Origin of the sequence: Gilliamella sp. B14384G12 (assembly GCF_016101825.1) — a bacterium.
Lineage (GTDB): Bacteria > Pseudomonadota > Gammaproteobacteria > Enterobacterales > Orbaceae > Gilliamella > Gilliamella apicola_N.
Map to the genome: position 1 here is coordinate 1 of NZ_JACFPU010000004.1, position 17,268 is coordinate 17,268.

The following is a 17,268-nucleotide window of genomic DNA, read 5'->3' on the forward strand; positions in this document are numbered from 1 at the left end:
GGTTAAGTTGCTCATTGCCTTCAACCTGTAAAATTGAAATCTCAGCAGACAAACCATCAATATTTAACGTATAGCGATTGTGACCGACTTCATTAACCAAACCATTCTTTAAACCACGACTTAAACCATTGCCCAATTGATCCATCAAATTGCTTAATCCTTTATCCATGCTATCCTCAATATATTTCATGTGCACTGCAAATTCTACAGTGCTTTATTTAACCATTTATTATTAATATAAAATAAAAATTATAATTATTATAAGCAGTGCATAAAATAACTTATTTTAGATCAAATATCAATCACAAAATAGCTATCAATCATACTGTTACAAATTGTAACCCTAACACTTATGAGTAAAAACTGATTGATTATTCAATAAAAATTAGACTTTTTATTTGCCTCATTTTACATAAATGGGGTATTTTGCTATAATTAATACCTAATTTTCATGAAAAGAATGATTTTGTCGATATTCAGTTATATTAGAATGCATGAACAAAACATCATTTTTTGCTTTTTTATTGTCCTCTTTTATCTTTGCTTAAATTTTCATCAATAAAATTAACTGAATAACACATTGTAAATGTGTCATTTGAATTGTATTCATCTTGCATTACTAAGTAACCGATTTACCTTGTTGCATTATTTATTTTCATTTATGACATGAAAACAGGCGGTATTCTATGAAGAAAACGATAAAACCGAAAAATCACCCATTAAATATAAATGACATAACAATTATTGATGATAGCAAATTAAAAAAAGCCATTATTGCAGCAGCACTTGGTAACGCAATGGAATGGTTTGATTTTGGCGTATATGGCTTTTTAGCTTATGTATTAGGGCAAGTATTCTTCCCTAATGCTTCACCCAATGTACAAGTAGTTGCTGCATTGGCAACTTTCTCGGTGCCTTTTTTAGTTCGACTATTAGGTGGATTAGTGTTTGGTATATTAGGCGATAAATTTGGTCGGCAAAAAGTACTTTCTGTTACCATAATTATCATGTCATTAAGTACATTTTGTATTGGTATGATTCCTTCCTATGCATCAATTGGCATTACCGCCCCTGTACTATTATTATTGGCTAAATTAGCGCAAGGCTTTTCAATTGGCGGTGAATATTCCGGCGCAGCAATTTTTGTGGCCGAATACTCGCCAGACCGTAAACGAGGTTTCATGGGCAGTTGGTTAGACTTTGGCTCCATAGCGGGTTTTCTAGTAGGTGCGGGCTTAGTCGTGCTATTATCAACTATCCTTGGTGATGCTAAATTCCAACAGTGGGGATGGCGAATTCCATTCTTATTTGCTTTACCATTAGGACTAGTTGGACTTTATTTACGTCATGCATTAGAAGAGACCCCTGCATTTATGCAACAAACTGATTCAATGGATAAAAATGAACAAGCCAATATCGCAAATCCACCTAAAATGACTTTCAAAGAAATTATAACCAAGTATTGGAAAAGTTTATTTGTTTGTGTTGGATTGGTCATTGTCACTAATGTCACTTATTACATGCTACTGACCTATATGCCGAGTTACTTATCACACAATTTAAATTATCATACTGATCATGGTGTATTAATTATTATTGCTATCATGATTGGCATGTTATTTGTGCAACCTATGATAGGGTTGATTAGTGATAAAATAGGACGTAGACCCTTTATAATAGGAGGAAGTTTAGGATTATTTATTCTTTCCTATCCTGCCTTTGTAATGATTAATAGTGATATTATTGGTCTTATTTTTCTAGGATTATTGATATTAGCAGTTTTGCTAAACTGTTTTACAGGAGTAATGGCATCAATATTACCGGCTATTTTTCCAACCCACATCCGTTACAGTGCATTGGCTATCTCGTTTAATATTTCAGTGTTAATTGCTGGTGCAACACCAACCGTTGCCGCTTGGTTAGTAGAGGAAACTAATAACCTATACATGCCAGCTTACTACTTGATGATTGTTGCATTAGTAGGATTACTTACTGGTATAAAAATGAGAGAAACCGCCAATCAACCATTAAGAGGTGCAACACCTGCTGCATCAGATCGTTCAGAAGCAAAAGAGATCTTATCGGATCACTTTGATTCCATCGAGCAAAAAGTGGAAGATATCGACGAACAGATAGAAAATCTACAAGAACAACGTCAAGATTTAGTTGATCAACATCCGAAATTAGATTGAGTTTTTGCTTAATTTTGTTTTAATTCGTTTCTTATTATATAGATATTTCTCATAATTAAGGCTTTTATTACAAAAGCCTTAATAAGCTAAAACAAACAATCTGTAAAAAATATTCAGGAGTCTATACCGTTTCATTTTATTTTTAGCCATAATTCATATTAGAAACAAGAATTATGTTATTACATAAACTTTGTCTTTATAAATCAAATCGTTCCAATTGTATTAAATTTGATGAATAAACGTTATGGAGCTTCGATAAACTATCTATACTCGAAAATAAATCAAAATTCACATAATTAAACACTCAAGACCTAACAAAAACAGAATACACAGTATTAAATAGGTAAGTATTTATATTTATTTAATTCAAAATTAAATGATAAAAGAATAAATAATATACAGCTATTTTTATTCCAACTTAATACGTTGCGGTTTAATCAAACCAAATCATTGATGCCATTCGACCAGTCTTATTTTCACGACGATATGAGAAGAATTTATCTTGTTCGGTATAAGTACAGTAGTCCCCACCAAACACATGAACAACCCCCATAGCTTGCAAACGTTGTTTGGCAATTAAATACAAGTCAGCCAGATATTTTTGCTCGGATGGGTTAATTAAAGTAAAAGCCAATTTAGCGTTAGAATCGACTTTTTCAAACTGATGTTTAACTTCAACACCTACCTCAAATTTTTTTGCACTGATGGCGGGACCCATCCAAGCTAAGATTTCACTGGTTGGACAGACAAATTTTTTAACTGTTTCTTCTAAAATACCATGACATAACCCTCGCCAACCCGCATGGGCGGCGGCGACTTCATCGCCTTTCATTGAACAAAATAACACAGGCAGACAATCTGCTGTTAGCACAACACTAACTTGCTTGGGTTGATTAGTATAAGAAGCATCGGCTTCAAATGATTGGTGAGTATTTATCTTTCCTGTTGGTGCTTGTAAAGCAATTTGTGAAATATCGAGCGCGATAGTGCTATGCGTTTGATTGAGCCAATAAGGTTCACTGGGTATCTGCTGTGCGTTAATAATACGCTTACGGTTTTCGGCAACATGATCTAAATTATCATCAGTTCGATTACCCAAATTTAAACTGGCAAATGGCGTTGAACTAACCCCTCCCGTTCTGGTGGTAGTAAACGCATGAATATTTTTAGGTGCAGTCCAATAAGGGTAAATCGATTTAATCATATTTGTTACCAATCCAGTTCATCTTTATGAAGTTCGGTATCTTCCTGTAATGCTTGAATTAATTTTTGCATATCATCAGGAATCGGCGCATGCCACTCCATCTGTTCGCCCGTAACAGGATGGAATAGACGTAACATAGTAGCATGCAGTGCTTGTCTGTCAAAATCTCGTAAGGTTTGAATAAATGATTCACTAGCACCTTTTGGCGGTCTTGGACGTCCTCCATATAATGGATCACCAACCAATGGATGCGCTATATGCGACATATGCACACGGATTTGGTGAGTTCGTCCTGTTTCTAAACGTAAGCGTAATCGAGTATGTAACCGATATTTTTCCATTACGCGATAATGGGTAACTGCAGGTTTACCTGTCGGGAATACCGCCATATGCGTTCGTTTAGTCGGATGACGTGTGATAGGTTGATCAATAGTGCCCCCCGCGGTAATAATTCCCATTGCGACAGCTTCGTATTCACGGGTGATTTCACGCAATTGTAATGATTCAACTAAATGGGTTTGGGCGACGATTGTTTTAGCCACAACCATTAAACCTGTAGTATCTTTGTCTAATCGATGCACAATACCCGCACGTGGTACACGCGATATTTCTGGATAATAGTGCAATAAAGCATTTAATACCGTGCCATTAGGATTACCCGCGCCCGGATGTACAACTAAATCGCGCGGTTTATTAATCACTAAAATATCATCATCTTCATAGACAATATTAAGTTTAATATCTTCTGGCTGATGATAAGTTTCTTCCTCAATTTCAGCGCATATACTTATTTTTTCACCGCCAAGAACACGTTCTTTCGGTTTATTGACAATAATATTGTTAACAGTAACTTTATTATTAACGATCCAATCTTTAATTCTAGATCTTGAGTAATCAGGGAAAAGTTCTGATAATGCTTGATCTAAGCGCATTCCTAGCTGGGTTTGTTCAATTTCGGTCGATAATTTTAACTCGTGCATGTGTAATTTATCTATTTTAAGCTGTTAGGTTTTAGAGTATTATATACCAATCATTGCCTTTAATGTTTAATTAAATTTGGACTGAAAAACGAATGAAACTACGTTTACACACTTTATTAGCAATCACTTTAGCTGGCATGCTAATTGGCTGTACTTCTTCCAAACCAGATGTTGAAAATGTATCAGAATTAGATCTTCATAACAAAGCTCGAAGTGAACTCGAAAGTGGCAACATAAAATCCAGTATTACCATATTAGAGACAATCGATAAGAATTATCCATTTGGTCCTTATTCACAACAAGTACAGTTTGATTTGATTTATGCTTACTACAAATCAGGTGATTATCCATTGACTATTGCGTCAATTGACCGTTTTTTAAAATTGAATCCAACGCATCCTAATATAGATTGGATTATCTATATGCGTGGTATTACTAACATGGCACAAGATGATAATACCATTCAAGATTGGTTTAACGTCGATCGTTCCGATAGAGATCCTGATTTTGCCATGGCCGCATTCAGAGACTTTACCTATCTGGTTTCAAGCTTTCCTGACAGTCCTTATGCAGCTGATGCACAGAAACGTTTGATCTACCTAAAAAACAGATTAGCTCGATACCAATTAAAAATTGCAGAATATTATACCAAACGTGGAGCTTATATTGCAGTGATTAATCGGGTAAGCCGAATGATATCGTTATTTCCTGACACAGATTCAACAAAAACAGCACTTTTGTTGATGCGTAATGCTTACAATGAATTAGGTTTAGATAACGAAACCCAAAAAGTTGATGAGTTAATTCAAGCGAATCTCGAAAATATTCCTAAAGAAGAGGAAAAATCATTTTTATCGCGATTTACCAGCATATTTAATGGTGGTTAAAACTTAACGAGCGGAGTTCAACTCCGCTTATTATTTTCGCCATAGCCAGAATTAACGATTATCTTTGGATTGTTTATTTCAATAAGTTAATATTTTTAATCCCCCCTCCCTTTCTTTTTGCTTAACAATTCAGGCTAACCATGCATATAACGTTTGTAAAACACTACAATAACCAATACAATTAGCAAAATATTTTTATTAGCAATAATAGATAGGACATTAATTCGTCATGCAAGAACAATATCGCCCCGATGAAATAGAAGCCACAGTACAAAAACATTGGCTAGAAAATAAAACTTTCCACGTTACAGAAGATCCATCAAAAGAAAAATATTACTGTTTATCGATGCTACCTTACCCTTCTGGGCGTTTACATCTTGGTCATGTTCGTAACTACACAATCGGCGATACCATTTCTCGTTATCAACGTTTAAATGGCAAAAATGTGTTGCAACCTATTGGCTGGGATGCATTTGGTTTACCAGCTGAAGGTGCTGCGGTTAAAAACAATACGGCTCCAGCAAAATGGACCTATGAAAATATTGCTTATATGAAAAAGCAGTTACAATTATTAGGTTTTGGTTATGATTGGGATCGCGAAGTGACTACTTGCCGTCCTGAATATTACAAATGGGAACAATGGTTTTTTACTAAGCTTTATGAAAAAGGTTTAGTCTATAAAAAAACTTCTGCCGTTAACTGGTGTCCAAATGACCAGACTGTACTTGCCAACGAACAAGTAGTGGAAGGTTGCTGCTGGCGTTGTAGTACCCCAGTTGAACGTAAAGAGATCCCACAATGGTTTATTAAAATTACGGAATACGCAGAAGAGTTACTCAATGATTTAGATACATTAGAAAGCTGGCCTGAACAAGTTAAAACTATGCAACGTAACTGGATTGGACGTTCAGAAGGGGTTGAGTTTGATTTTTCTGTTGAAAACTATGCTGATAAATTACGTGTTTATACAACTCGTCCTGATACTTTAATGGGTGTAAGTTTTGTATCGGTTGCAGCCGAACACCCTCTTGCCCAATTAGCCGCACAAAACGATCCTAAAATTGCCGAATTTATTGCCGAATGCAAAAACACTAAAACGGCTGAAGCTGATATGGCGACGATGGAAAAGAAAGGCGTGCCAACAGGCTATTATGCCATTCATCCATTGACTGGCGATAAAGTGCCTGTTTGGATAGCTAATTTTGTGCTAATTGAATATGGTACGGGTGCTGTTATGGCAGTACCTGGTCACGATGAGCGTGATTATGAATTTGCCTCTAAATATAACTTACCAATTAAACCGGTTATCTTAAACCAAGACGGTAATGCACCCGATCTTTCCGAGCAAGCTTATACCGAACATGGCAAATTATTTAATTCGGGCGAATTCGATGGACTTGATTTTGAACAAGCATTCAATGCAATTGCTGATAAGTTAACTGCGCTTGGTATTGGTACTCGTAAAGTCAATTATCGCTTACGTGATTGGGGCGTTTCACGCCAGCGTTATTGGGGGGCACCAATTCCAATGGTTACGCTTGAAGATGGTACCACAATTCCAACACCAGAAGATCAGTTACCGGTGATCTTACCCGAAGATGTCGAAATGAATGGTATCACAAGCCCAATCAAAGCAGATCCTAACTGGGCTAAAACTACGGTTAATGGCCAACCTGCATTACGCGAAACCGACACTTTCGATACATTTATGGAATCTTCTTGGTATTACGCACGTTATACTTGCCCTCATTATGACAAAGGCATGTTAGATGAAAATGCGGCTAACTATTGGTTGCCAGTTGACCAATATGTGGGCGGTATTGAGCATGCAATTATGCATCTTCTCTATTTCAGATTCTTCCATAAATTAATGCGTGATTTTGGTTTAGTTACCTCTGACGAACCAGCCAAACGCTTGCTTTGTCAAGGCATGGTATTAGCTGATGCATTTTATTACACCAGCCCAACTAACGAACGTATTTGGGTTTCACCAACTGAGGTGACCATTGAACGTGATGAAAAAGGTCGCATTGCCAAAGCGGTTGATAGTAAAGGCAATGAACTGGTGCATGCTGGTATGACAAAGATGTCAAAATCCAAAAATAATGGCATTGACCCACAAGAGATGGTCGAAAAATACGGTGCAGATACAGTACGCTTATTTATGATGTTTGCCTCACCGGCTGATATGACACTGGAATGGCAAGAATCTGGCGTTGAAGGAGCCAATCGCTTTATTAAACGTGTATGGCGTTTAGTGTATGAGCACGCACAAAAAGGTCAAACAGTGGAGCTTGATGTTTCAGCTTTAGACAACGATCAAAAATCATTACGTCGTGAATTACATAAAACGATTGCAAAAGTAACTGATGATATTGGTCGTCGTCAAACATTTAATACAGCAATTGCGGCTGTAATGGAATTAATGAATCGCTTACAAAAAGCGCCGCAAGAATCTGAACAAGACCGAGCATTAATGGACGAAGCGTTAAATGCCATTGTTCGTTTACTTTATCCTATGATGCCTCATGCTTGTTTTGTGATGTGGCAGGCATTAGGTCATAGTGAATCGATTGATGATAGCTTATGGCCAGTTGCTGATGAATCAGCAATGGTTGAAGATGAAAAACTTATTGTGGTACAAATCAATGGTAAAGTACGTGGCAAATTTACCGTGCCAGCAAATGTTGATCAAGATTCGGTCATAGCTCAAGCTAAACAAGAACCAAATATTCAAAAATATTTAGTCGATGTTGCAATTCGAAAAGTGATTTATGTACCTGGTAAATTATTAAATCTTGTTGTTGGTTAATATTGTTTATAACTAAATATAGGCGGTAGTAGATATGAAAAAATATTTAGCTTCTCTCATGTTATTAACGATATCCTTGTCTGGATGCGGATTTCATTTACAACATGAGACAGAAGTACCAACGCGATTTAAAACGATGTCTTATATGAGTTATGATCCTTATGGACGTCTTTCACGAGACATTAAAGAATTATTACACGACAATCATGTTACGTTAACCAACAATGAGGTTTCACAAAGTTATCCTGTATTAAAGGTTGTGAGAGATTCAATGGATCGTAGCACAATATCAATTTATAAAGATGGTAAAGCAGCTGAATATCAATTAGTTTTAACTGTTGAGACACAAGTCATTATCAAAAATGAAAAAATCTATCCTATCAATGTCCGTGTTTTCCGGACATTTTTCGATAATCCTTCAGCCGCGCTTGCCAAAACGACTGAACAAGATTTAATTGAAGATGAAATGTATATGGAAGCAGCAAAACAAATTATTCGTAAATTAAAATCTGTTGATGTCGTAAATTAAAAATTGATATGATTAAAATCAGTGCCGATCAAATCACCACTAAATTAGGATCGCCTTATTACCTGATAATAGGGAATGATCCTTATTTACAACATTATGCGAAAACTCAATTAAAAACTTCATTTAAACAATTAGGTTTTAATGAGCAGCTCCCGTTTAATATAGATAATCAAACCGATTGGTCAACTATCTTCGATAGTTGCCAAGAAATGAATTTATTCTCTGATAATACACTCATTTTTTTGGATTTTGGTGAAAACTCGATAAATGCCAATGTAACCACAAAACTCAATACGTTAAGTGAAATGTTAACTGCTGAGATTGTCTTAATCATCAGTTTAAATAAAATCACTAAAACGAATGAAAATGCACAATGGTATAAAACATTATCTGATAAATTAGTTGTGGTGAGTTGTAATACTCCCGATGAAGTGCAATTACCTAAATGGCTTTCTAATCATTTGCAACAAAAACAGATGCAAATTGAACCACTGGCAATTGAATTGCTTTGTTATTATTATGAGGGTAATTTACTTGCTTTAACCCAAATTGTTGAACAATTAAAATTACTTTTTCCAAATCAGACTATCACATATGATCAAGTCGAAAGTAATATTAATGATTCAGCTATATTTACGCCTTATCATTGGATTGATGCAATGGTTTCGCACAAAACTAAGCGCGCAACACACATAATGCAACAACTAAAGATGAATGAGTTTGAGCCACTAATTCTATTGCGTGTTATACAACGAGAACTTATCTTACTTATCAATTTGAAAAAAGGATTATCAAACAAATCTTTTAAACAAATTTTTGACGAATATAAAATTTGGCAAAATAAAAGACCCATGTATACCTCTTATTTGAATCGCTTTGATATTAAAGATCTATTTAATATACTTAAACGACTAACCGAGATTGAAATAAGTTTTAAACATGATAATCAATTACAAATTTGGGATGCTTTATCTGCTTTGACCATGCAATTTATGGGGTTAAATAGATGTTAACAGCGTTGTTTGGCGGTACATTTGATCCCGTACATTATGGACATATACATCCTGCTATCGCCTTAGCCAAAGAAATTGGCTTAACACAAATTAGCTTGTTGCCTAACCAAATCCCTCCACATAAACCACAGCCAGAAGCAACAACAGAACAACGTTTGGCTATGTTAAATTTGGCAGTAGAAGATTTACCTCTATTTTCGATTGATACTCGAGAAATATCATCTGAAAAATTGATGAGACCTTCCTATACAATCGAAACGTTGGAAAAGTGGCGTCAGGAAAATGGTTATCAAAAAGGACTAGCCTTTATTATGGGGCAAGATTCATTATTAAGCTTGCCTACTTGGCATAAATGGCAAACACTGCTTGATTACTGCCATTTGTTAATCTGTCGTAGACCTGGTTATGCAGAAAAAACCGATAATATCGAGTTACAAAATTGGATAACCACACATCAAACAAAAAATATTAAAGATTTACACGATAATCCATGTGGATACATTTTTTTTGCTCATACGCCACTTGAAAATATTTCGGCGACAGAAATCAGACAAAATATCAACAATAAACAAAACTATGAAAATTTGTTACCAGCCAAAGTTTGGCATTATATTCATCAAAATGCACTTTATAACGCAAAGAAAAAGTAGAAAGGACTTTACATCTGACAGTTTTTTCGGCATTATTTTGCCGCTAAGTTTATATATTCTAAATTCAGTTTTTTTATGTTTATACGTTAATTTGCTAAATCCTATTATAAACAACCTATATGGTTACGAAAAAGTTTAGAGCTTTTTCATGCACACGTTAACAGTGTGAAATAAGACTAGCATTTTAAGTATATTTAATTTGTATTTATTATTTAAGAGGCCCCAATGGCAAAAGAAGATAACATTGAAATGCAAGGTACAATACTTGATACACTCCCAAACACGATGTTTCGTGTTGAACTTGAAAATGGTCATGTTGTTACTGCACATATTTCTGGTAAGATGCGAAAAAATTACATTCGTATTTTAACAGGTGATAAAGTGACTGTTGAAATGACGCCTTATGATCTATCCAAAGCACGTATCATATTCCGTAGTCGCTAATATCGTTATCAAAATAAATAACACAACAGATTATTTATCTCTTTCTTAATAAAAAGGCCGTCGACAAATGTCGACGGAAATTAGGAAGTTTTGAAAAATCTGGGATGTTAATCAGCTTTAGAAAAATCCATCTCATCGTATTTTACCCATTTAGTCTTTTTAACTATTTTGTAGGTAAAATAAATTACAAAGAATAATGGGATACCAATGTAAGTTGCAATCACACCATTCCAATCTATAGTATCTTGTAAAAACGCTTCATAATTTTGTCCTAACGTAATAATTAAGCATAATACAAATGCAAAAATAGGACCAAATGGGAAACAACTTGAACGATAAGGTAATTTACTGACATCGTTACCTTGAATGGTGTAACCCTTTCTAAAGCGATAATGGCTAATTGCAATGCCAAGCCAAGCAATAAATCCTGTCATACCTGACATATTAAGTAACCACAAATAAACGGCCTGATCTTTATACATTGAAGTTAAAAAACAGAGCATCGCGACAAATGTTGTTGCTAACAATGCTGCTCGTGGTACACCTGATGAGGATAATTTAGCAAAGATTTTCGGCGCTTTGCCTTCTCGAGCAAGTGCATAAAGCATACGTGTTGATGCATAAAGACCCGAGTTACCAGCTGATAAAACCGAAGTTAAAATAACGGCATTCATTAGTGCTGCCGCAGACAGTAGTCCTGCATGTTGAAATACTAACGTAAACGGACTAACACTTATATCCGTTTCATCATTGCGTAGCAAATTAGGATCGGTATAAGGAATAATTAAACTAATAACTAAAATCGCAAAGATATAAAATAGTAATATACGCCAAAATACTTGTCGCATAGCTCTTGGTATATTTTTTTCAGGATCCTTTGATTCACCCGCAGCAATACCGATTAATTCGGTACCTTGGAATGAAAACCCAACCACCATTGCGACACCAATCATTGAAGAAAATCCACCAACAAAAGGTGCATCACCTACTTGCCAGTTTTGCCAACCTGCACTTTCTGCACCTCGTAAAATGCCAATTATCATCAACAAACCAACTACGATAAAGACAATAACAGTGACAACTTTAATTAATGAAAACCAAAACTCAGCTTCACCAAAACCTTTAACAGAAATATAATTTAAACAAAATATAATGCTTAAAAATAGTAAGCTCCATAACCAACTGTAAGCCCCTGCATCAATCCAATATGAGATAACGAGCTGTGCGGCAACTAAATCAACCGCAACGGTAATGGCCCAGTTATACCAGTAGTTCCAACCGATTGCGAAACCAAAAGCTTCATCAACATAACGTGCACCATAAGTTGCGAATGTTCCTGAAACAGGTAAATAGGCGGCAAGTTCGCCAAGACTGGTCATTAAAAAGTATACCATCACCCCAATAATGGCATATGACAGTAGCGCACCACCTGGACCTGCTTGGGCAACGGTTGCACCCGATGCAACAAATAGCCCTGTTCCGATTGAACCGCCGATAGCAATCATCGTTAAATGACGAGCTTTTAAATCTCGTTTTAATTTATTTTTCATAACAATGTTCTTCTGTTTATTGATATTAAATTTAATAGAAAAAACAGCTATCAATTAAGATATTTCCTAATCTGAAGATAGCGAAAATTAATTCTATAATTACTGATATTTATTACTAGATATTGAAGTGCGGTGAAGTTTATCAAAAAAACAACTTTGCGAGATAAATAATTCTAATAATCGATCTGGTTTATTAAATTTATGCAATACTCAATTGCTAGTCAACTGTTCTAATTGAGTTAAATAATGTATAGCTTGTTCTCGATTATTGCCACACATTTCAAAACAGGGTTTTAATCGACCACAAACTATCGGTCTTGATGATTTTTGAAAAAGACCACACTGATAATTATTATCCAAATGAATGCATGCAATGCCCGCAGGTTTGCCATTAGGCATACCGGGAATTGCAGATGAAATTGAGGGAGCAATGCAGCAAGCGCCACAATTTTTTCGACATTCATATGAATCTGCCATAGTATTTCCTTTATTTTAAAGTTCTGCGATAAATTTTGATGGTGACAATAGCAAGTTAGCGGTAAAATAGCGAGCTAATTTTTACCTTATCTAACCTTTATTATCATTAATTGTGAAGAATAAATATTATGGCTAAAGCAAATGAAATAAAACGTGGCGATGCGGTCACGTACAATGGAAAACTTCTTCTTGTAAAAGATATCGATGTTCAAAGCCCGAGTGCTCGTGGTGCCAGTACACTGTATAAAATGCGTTTTACCGATGTAAAAAATGGTGGTAAAGTGGAAGAACGCTTCAAAGGTGACGATATTATCGAAACCATTGAGCTTTCTCGTCGTCCAGTTAGTTTTTCTTATATCGATGGTGATGAATATGTGTTTATGGACAATGAAGACTACACACCATTTATCTTCAAAAAAGAACAAATTGAAGAAGAGTTACTGTTCATTCCAGAAGGCGGTATGAGTGGCATTCAGGTATTGATGGCTGATGGTGACGTGATTGCTTTAGAATTACCGCAAACGGTAGATTTAGAAATTATCGAAACTTCACCAAGTATCAAAGGTGCTTCAGCAAGTGCTCGCACTAAACCCGCAACATTATCAACAGGTCTTGTTATTCAAGTGCCTGAATATATTGATAACAATGAAAAAATTAAAATTCATATCGCTGAACGTCGTTACATGAGCCGTGCTGAGTAATCTATAAAATTGTGATGAATACATATAATCAAAATAAACTACATAAACGATTGCGTCGCCTAACCGGCGAGGCAATTGCCGATTTTAATATGATCGAAGATGGCGATCGTATTATGGTTTGTTTATCAGGTGGTAAAGATAGCTATACCTTGCTTGATATCCTTATTAATTTAAAAATAAGCGCGCCAGTCAATTTTGAATTAGTGGCGGTAAATTTAGATCAAAAGCAACCAGGGTTTCCTGAACATATTCTACCTCAATATTTAGCATCATTAGGTATCGAGTATAAGATTGTGCAGGAAAATACTTATGGTATTGTGAAAGAAAAGATCCCAGAAGGTAAAACTACTTGTTCGCTTTGCTCTCGCTTACGACGTGGAATTTTATACCGTACAGCAACCGAACTGGGTGCGACCAAAATAGCATTAGGGCATCATCGTGATGATATTTTAGAAACCCTGTTTTTAAATATGTTCTATGGTGGCAAACTTAAAGCCATGCCACCCAAATTGATGAATGATTCTGGTGAACATATTATCATCCGTCCACTTGCTTATTGCAAAGAAAAGGATATTGCCAAATATGCTGAAATTAAGCAATTTCCAATTATTCCTTGTAATCTTTGTGGCTCACAGCCTAACTTACAACGTCAAGTCATTAAAGAGATGCTTAATGAGTGGGATAAAAAATTCCCAGGACGCATTGAAACCATGTTCCGTGCTACCCAAAATATCACTCTCTCTCACCTGTGTGACACAAACCTTTTTGATTTTAAAGGAATCAAAAAAGGGGATGATGCCATTAATGGTGGTGATATCGCTTTTGACCGAGAAGACATTGCTCCTGCAATGGGTTTTGATGCATCAGAACTTGAAGAGCAAGATATGATTTTGTGGAAAGAAGCAAAATAACCTGTTAGTGAAATTTTGACATCCATTATCGGCTAAATAAACACTATTAACCGATAATGGTTCACCTAAACAATTACATTAACCACTTTTGCCAACTTTGTTTAACAATCTGTTTTTCTCGATAAAATTGTGAACTGTTGACCGTACTTGGTAATAGTTGCAATGCAAGTTGATGAATTTGATTACGCATATCAATATAAGCTTGAGTCAATTGTTCTGCTTCATCACTGTCCATAATTTGGTAATGAGTGGCTAGCTCTAAAATTCGTACATTGTCACTCCAAGTTGTCATTTTAGGGTGTGAATGAGCATAATTGAGCACCAAATATTGTGATAAAAATTCGATGTCACCAATGCCTCCCTCATCAATTTTCAAGTTAAATAGTTCAGCTTGGGTCGTTCCTAAGTGATTTCGCATTTTTTCACGCATTTGCCTAACTTCGGTTTTTAATTGATTTTCATCTCGTGGTTTGCAAAGCACATCATGACGGATTTGGTTAAAACGTTTTATGAGATCATTTTCACCATACACCGCTCGAGCTCGTACCAGTGCTTGGTGTTCCCATGTCCATGCTTCATTCATTTGATAATCCGCAAAGGAATCTAAACTACACGCAAGTAAACCTGCATCACCTTGTGGACGTAATCTGACATCTACTTCATAAAGAATACCGAAACTAGTGCGCACATTAAATAAATGGATAATGCGTTGCACTAAGCGTAAATAAAATTGACGACTATCAATCTGTTTGTCACCATTGGTAACACTATTTGCAGGGCAATCATGCAAAAAAACTAAATCCAGATCCGAACCGTAACCCAACTCCCAGCCCCCCAATTTACCATAAGCAACCACGACTAATCCTTTATGATTATCAGCTAAGTGAGTGGGTTTACCATAACGTTCGACCATCTGACTCCAAGCCATTTGTACAACAAAATCAAGTAATGCTTCCGCCACATAAGTAAGATGATCACTTACTTTCATAGTGGTTAATACATGTTCCACATCAGCCGCAGCAATGTGCAGTAATTGCATCTGCTTAAATTGGCGTAAGGCTTCTAATTGCTGTTCTTCATCGTCAACGTGAATACGTAATAAGTATTGATAAAGTTGGCTTTTATACTCATTAGGTTCAATCGTTTGATAAAGTGAATTAATATCAATTAATTCATCTAATAAAATCGGATAATGAGCCAGTTGATCACTAATCATAGGAGAGGCACTACATAGACGGATCAACTGCTTTAATGCACTCGGATATTCAAGCAATAGCTCTAAATAGGTCGTACGACTAACAATATTAACCAACAAAGGCAATATGCGTGAAAATACCATAATTGCCTGTTGTCCATTACAAATAGCATCTAATAAACGAGGCATGAGTTGATCGAGTATTTCACGCCCACGCACACCTATTGTCCGTTTGCCAATATCATTACGAAATTGGATGAGCATCTGATAAAGTTGCTCTGCATCACTATCAGAATAGTTTGGCAATACAGTTTTTATATCGCTTAATTGCAAATCAGGAACCCATAAGTCATCAAACAGATCATTGTATTGTTTTGTGTTTGGAACAGACTCTGAATCATCATTACCAATAAGAGCATTGAATATCAAGCGATTTTGTTGCATACGCACAGTTAATTGTTCAATAAACTCAGACCAATTGGTAAATCCCATATTGGTAGCTAAACGAATTTGATCGAGCTCTTCTTCTGGTAATGTTTGGGTTTGTTCATCATTAATGGCTTGCAGTAAATTTTCGCAGCGACGTAAAAATAAGTAGTTATTACGCAATTGAGCCACTTCATTAGTATCAAGCAATGATTCTTGTTCAATTACTTGTAAGGCGGTAAGCAGAGAACGTGTCTGTAGCCCAATGACACGGCCACCGCGAATCAGTTGAAAAACCTGTACAATGAACTCGATTTCACGAATGCCTCCAGCACCTAATTTAATATTATTTTTTAAACCACGTCGGCGTACTTCACGTTCAATCATGCTTTTCATATTACGTAAAGATTGCAAAACACTAAAATCAATGTAACGACGATAGACAAAAGGCTTAAGCATTTGGTAAAGTTCTTTGGTGAAAGAGTTTTGCTGATCGCCTAACACTTTGGCTTTTACCATAGCATAACGTTCCCAATCTCGCCCTTGTTCTTGATAATAATCTTCCATAGATGAAAAACTTAAGACTAATGGCCCACCCTCACCAAGTGGACGTAATCGCATATCAACACGATAGACAAAACCGTCTTCGGTAATACTATCAAGCGCTTTTATTAAACGTTGTCCTAAACGGGTAAAAAATACAGCATTATCCAGTTCTCGCCTGCCACCTTGCGTTTGCCCATGTTCAGGATAAGTAAAAATTAAATCAATGTCAGAGGAAAAATTCAGTTCTCCTCCCCCTAGTTTTCCCATACCCAATACGAGCAAAGGTTGAGGTTCACCTTGATGACTACACGGTGTCCCCCACTCTTTACAACTTAATTCATACAACCAATCACGTGCCGTTACAATAATGACTTCAGCGAGTTCACTTAATTGACTTAATATTTGTTCATCGCTACTAGTATAAGTTAATTGTGACCATTCAAGTCTGACTAAGATATAACGTCTAAATAATCTCAATGCTTTCATTAATGCCGTTTCATCCAATACCGATGTTAAGTGTTCATTAAGCCATTGTTGATAATAACGTCTTTCATCAGCTTGTGGCGGATGATTAATAATATTTGTAAGCCACTGTGGATATCGATAAAAAGTATCTACTATAAAATCACTTTGTACCAAAATATTAAGATTTTCCTGTACGAAAACGGAATTACATTGTGATAGCTGTGATGTTATTTTCTGTTTTTGTTGATTCAAAATTTCAGATTGTGACATATCCTTCTCTCGCATT

General features: G+C 35.8%; 14 protein-coding genes and 1 pseudogene. 9 read left to right on the top strand and 6 right to left on the bottom strand.

Annotated elements, in window-relative coordinates; all coding sequences use genetic code 11:
* On the bottom strand, positions 1-190 hold a 190-nt coding region (locus H3S73_RS05860), incomplete at its 3' end, for a hypothetical protein (protein ID WP_198248895.1).
* A 496-nt stretch (positions 191-686) separates the two neighbouring features.
* On the opposite strand from H3S73_RS05860, the gene proP reads away from it, so the two are divergent.
* Complete coding sequence (proP, locus tag H3S73_RS05865) at positions 687-2,192, top strand: glycine betaine/L-proline transporter ProP (protein WP_198236099.1); 1,506 nt, start codon at positions 687-689, stop codon at positions 2,190-2,192.
* A 433-nt stretch (positions 2,193-2,625) separates the two neighbouring features.
* On the opposite strand, the gene pgeF is transcribed toward proP, so the two are convergent.
* Both pgeF and rluD read right to left on the bottom strand, forming a co-directional pair.
* Positions 2,626-3,393, bottom strand: a complete 768-nt coding sequence (pgeF, locus tag H3S73_RS05870; protein WP_039126197.1) for a peptidoglycan editing factor PgeF — start codon at positions 3,391-3,393, stop codon at positions 2,626-2,628.
* An 8-nt stretch (positions 3,394-3,401) separates the two neighbouring features.
* Complete coding sequence (gene rluD / locus H3S73_RS05875) at positions 3,402-4,376, bottom strand: 23S rRNA pseudouridine(1911/1915/1917) synthase RluD (protein WP_198226700.1); 975 nt, start codon at positions 4,374-4,376, stop codon at positions 3,402-3,404.
* A 92-nt stretch (positions 4,377-4,468) separates the two neighbouring features.
* Here rluD and bamD point away from each other — a divergent pair.
* From bamD to infA, 6 genes and pseudogenes are all read left to right on the top strand, one after another.
* A pseudogene (bamD, locus tag H3S73_RS05880) lies at positions 4,469-5,191 on the top strand (outer membrane protein assembly factor BamD); the annotation flags it as partial.
* 301 nt (positions 5,192-5,492) lie between these two features.
* A complete protein-coding gene (leuS, locus tag H3S73_RS05885; protein ID WP_198236102.1) occupies positions 5,493-8,075 on the top strand; it encodes a leucine--tRNA ligase in 2,583 nt (860 codons plus the stop codon).
* Positions 8,076-8,109: 34 nt separating this feature from the next.
* Positions 8,110-8,604 carry an LPS assembly lipoprotein LptE gene (gene lptE / locus H3S73_RS05890; RefSeq protein WP_198226694.1) on the top strand — a complete coding sequence of 165 codons (495 nt, stop codon included), beginning with the start codon at positions 8,110-8,112 and terminating at the stop codon, positions 8,602-8,604.
* Positions 8,605-8,612: 8 nt separating this feature from the next.
* Positions 8,613-9,617, top strand: coding sequence for a DNA polymerase III subunit delta (gene holA / locus H3S73_RS05895; protein ID WP_198236103.1), 1,005 nt, complete (start codon positions 8,613-8,615; stop codon positions 9,615-9,617).
* Entirely contained in the window at positions 9,611-10,267 is a 657-nt protein-coding gene (gene nadD, locus H3S73_RS05900) for a nicotinate-nucleotide adenylyltransferase (protein WP_039126106.1), read from the top strand. Before holA ends, nadD begins: the two co-directional genes overlap by 7 nt.
* Before the next feature lie 225 nt (positions 10,268-10,492).
* Positions 10,493-10,711: a translation initiation factor IF-1 gene (gene infA / locus H3S73_RS05905; protein WP_025315083.1), complete on the top strand. Its 219-nt coding sequence runs from the start codon at positions 10,493-10,495 to the stop codon at positions 10,709-10,711.
* 107 nt (positions 10,712-10,818) lie between these two features.
* On the opposite strand, the gene H3S73_RS05910 is transcribed toward infA, so the two are convergent.
* Both H3S73_RS05910 and H3S73_RS05915 read right to left on the bottom strand, forming a co-directional pair.
* Entirely contained in the window at positions 10,819-12,285 is a 1,467-nt protein-coding gene (locus tag H3S73_RS05910) for an amino acid permease (protein WP_370528789.1), read from the bottom strand.
* 186 nt (positions 12,286-12,471) lie between these two features.
* On the bottom strand, positions 12,472-12,738 hold the full coding sequence (locus H3S73_RS05915) for a YkgJ family cysteine cluster protein (RefSeq protein WP_086351428.1): 267 nt from the start codon (positions 12,736-12,738) through the stop codon (positions 12,472-12,474).
* Positions 12,739-12,866: 128 nt separating this feature from the next.
* Here H3S73_RS05915 and yeiP point away from each other — a divergent pair, with 128 nt between their 5' ends.
* Together yeiP and ttcA are read left to right on the top strand one after the other, a co-directional pair.
* A complete protein-coding gene (gene yeiP / locus H3S73_RS05920; protein ID WP_039126116.1) occupies positions 12,867-13,439 on the top strand; it encodes an elongation factor P-like protein YeiP in 573 nt (190 codons plus the stop codon).
* A gap of 14 nt (positions 13,440-13,453) precedes the next feature.
* Entirely contained in the window at positions 13,454-14,350 is an 897-nt protein-coding gene (gene ttcA, locus H3S73_RS05925; RefSeq protein ID WP_198236105.1) for a tRNA 2-thiocytidine(32) synthetase TtcA, read from the top strand.
* A gap of 73 nt (positions 14,351-14,423) precedes the next feature.
* On the opposite strand, the gene glnE is transcribed toward ttcA, so the two are convergent.
* The gene (gene glnE / locus H3S73_RS05930; protein ID WP_370528788.1) at positions 14,424-17,267 is read right to left on the bottom strand and encodes a bifunctional [glutamate--ammonia ligase]-adenylyl-L-tyrosine phosphorylase/[glutamate--ammonia-ligase] adenylyltransferase; all 2,844 of its coding nucleotides are present in this window, start codon (positions 17,265-17,267) and stop codon (positions 14,424-14,426) included.
* Position 17,268 lies beyond the last annotated feature (1 nt).

Bases quoted from the DNA above. Each gene is read 5' to 3' on its own strand.
- proP (WP_198236099.1), top strand. From the start codon at position 687: ATGAAGAAAACGATAAAACCGAAAAATCACCCATTAAATATAAATGAC.
- rluD (WP_198226700.1), bottom strand. From the start codon at position 4,376: ATGCACGAGTTAAAATTATCGACCGAAATTGAACAAACCCAGCTAGGA.
- leuS (WP_198236102.1), top strand. From the start codon at position 5,493: ATGCAAGAACAATATCGCCCCGATGAAATAGAAGCCACAGTACAAAAA.
- lptE (WP_198226694.1), top strand. From the start codon at position 8,110: ATGAAAAAATATTTAGCTTCTCTCATGTTATTAACGATATCCTTGTCT.
- holA (WP_198236103.1), top strand. From the start codon at position 8,613: ATGATTAAAATCAGTGCCGATCAAATCACCACTAAATTAGGATCGCCT.
- nadD (WP_039126106.1), top strand. From the start codon at position 9,611: ATGTTAACAGCGTTGTTTGGCGGTACATTTGATCCCGTACATTATGGA.
- infA (WP_025315083.1), top strand. From the start codon at position 10,493: ATGGCAAAAGAAGATAACATTGAAATGCAAGGTACAATACTTGATACA.
- H3S73_RS05915 (WP_086351428.1), bottom strand. From the start codon at position 12,738: ATGGCAGATTCATATGAATGTCGAAAAAATTGTGGCGCTTGCTGCATT.
- yeiP (WP_039126116.1), top strand. From the start codon at position 12,867: ATGGCTAAAGCAAATGAAATAAAACGTGGCGATGCGGTCACGTACAAT.
- ttcA (WP_198236105.1), top strand. From the start codon at position 13,454: ATGAATACATATAATCAAAATAAACTACATAAACGATTGCGTCGCCTA.
- glnE (WP_370528788.1), bottom strand. From the start codon at position 17,267: ATGCGAGAGAAGGATATGTCACAATCTGAAATTTTGAATCAACAAAAA.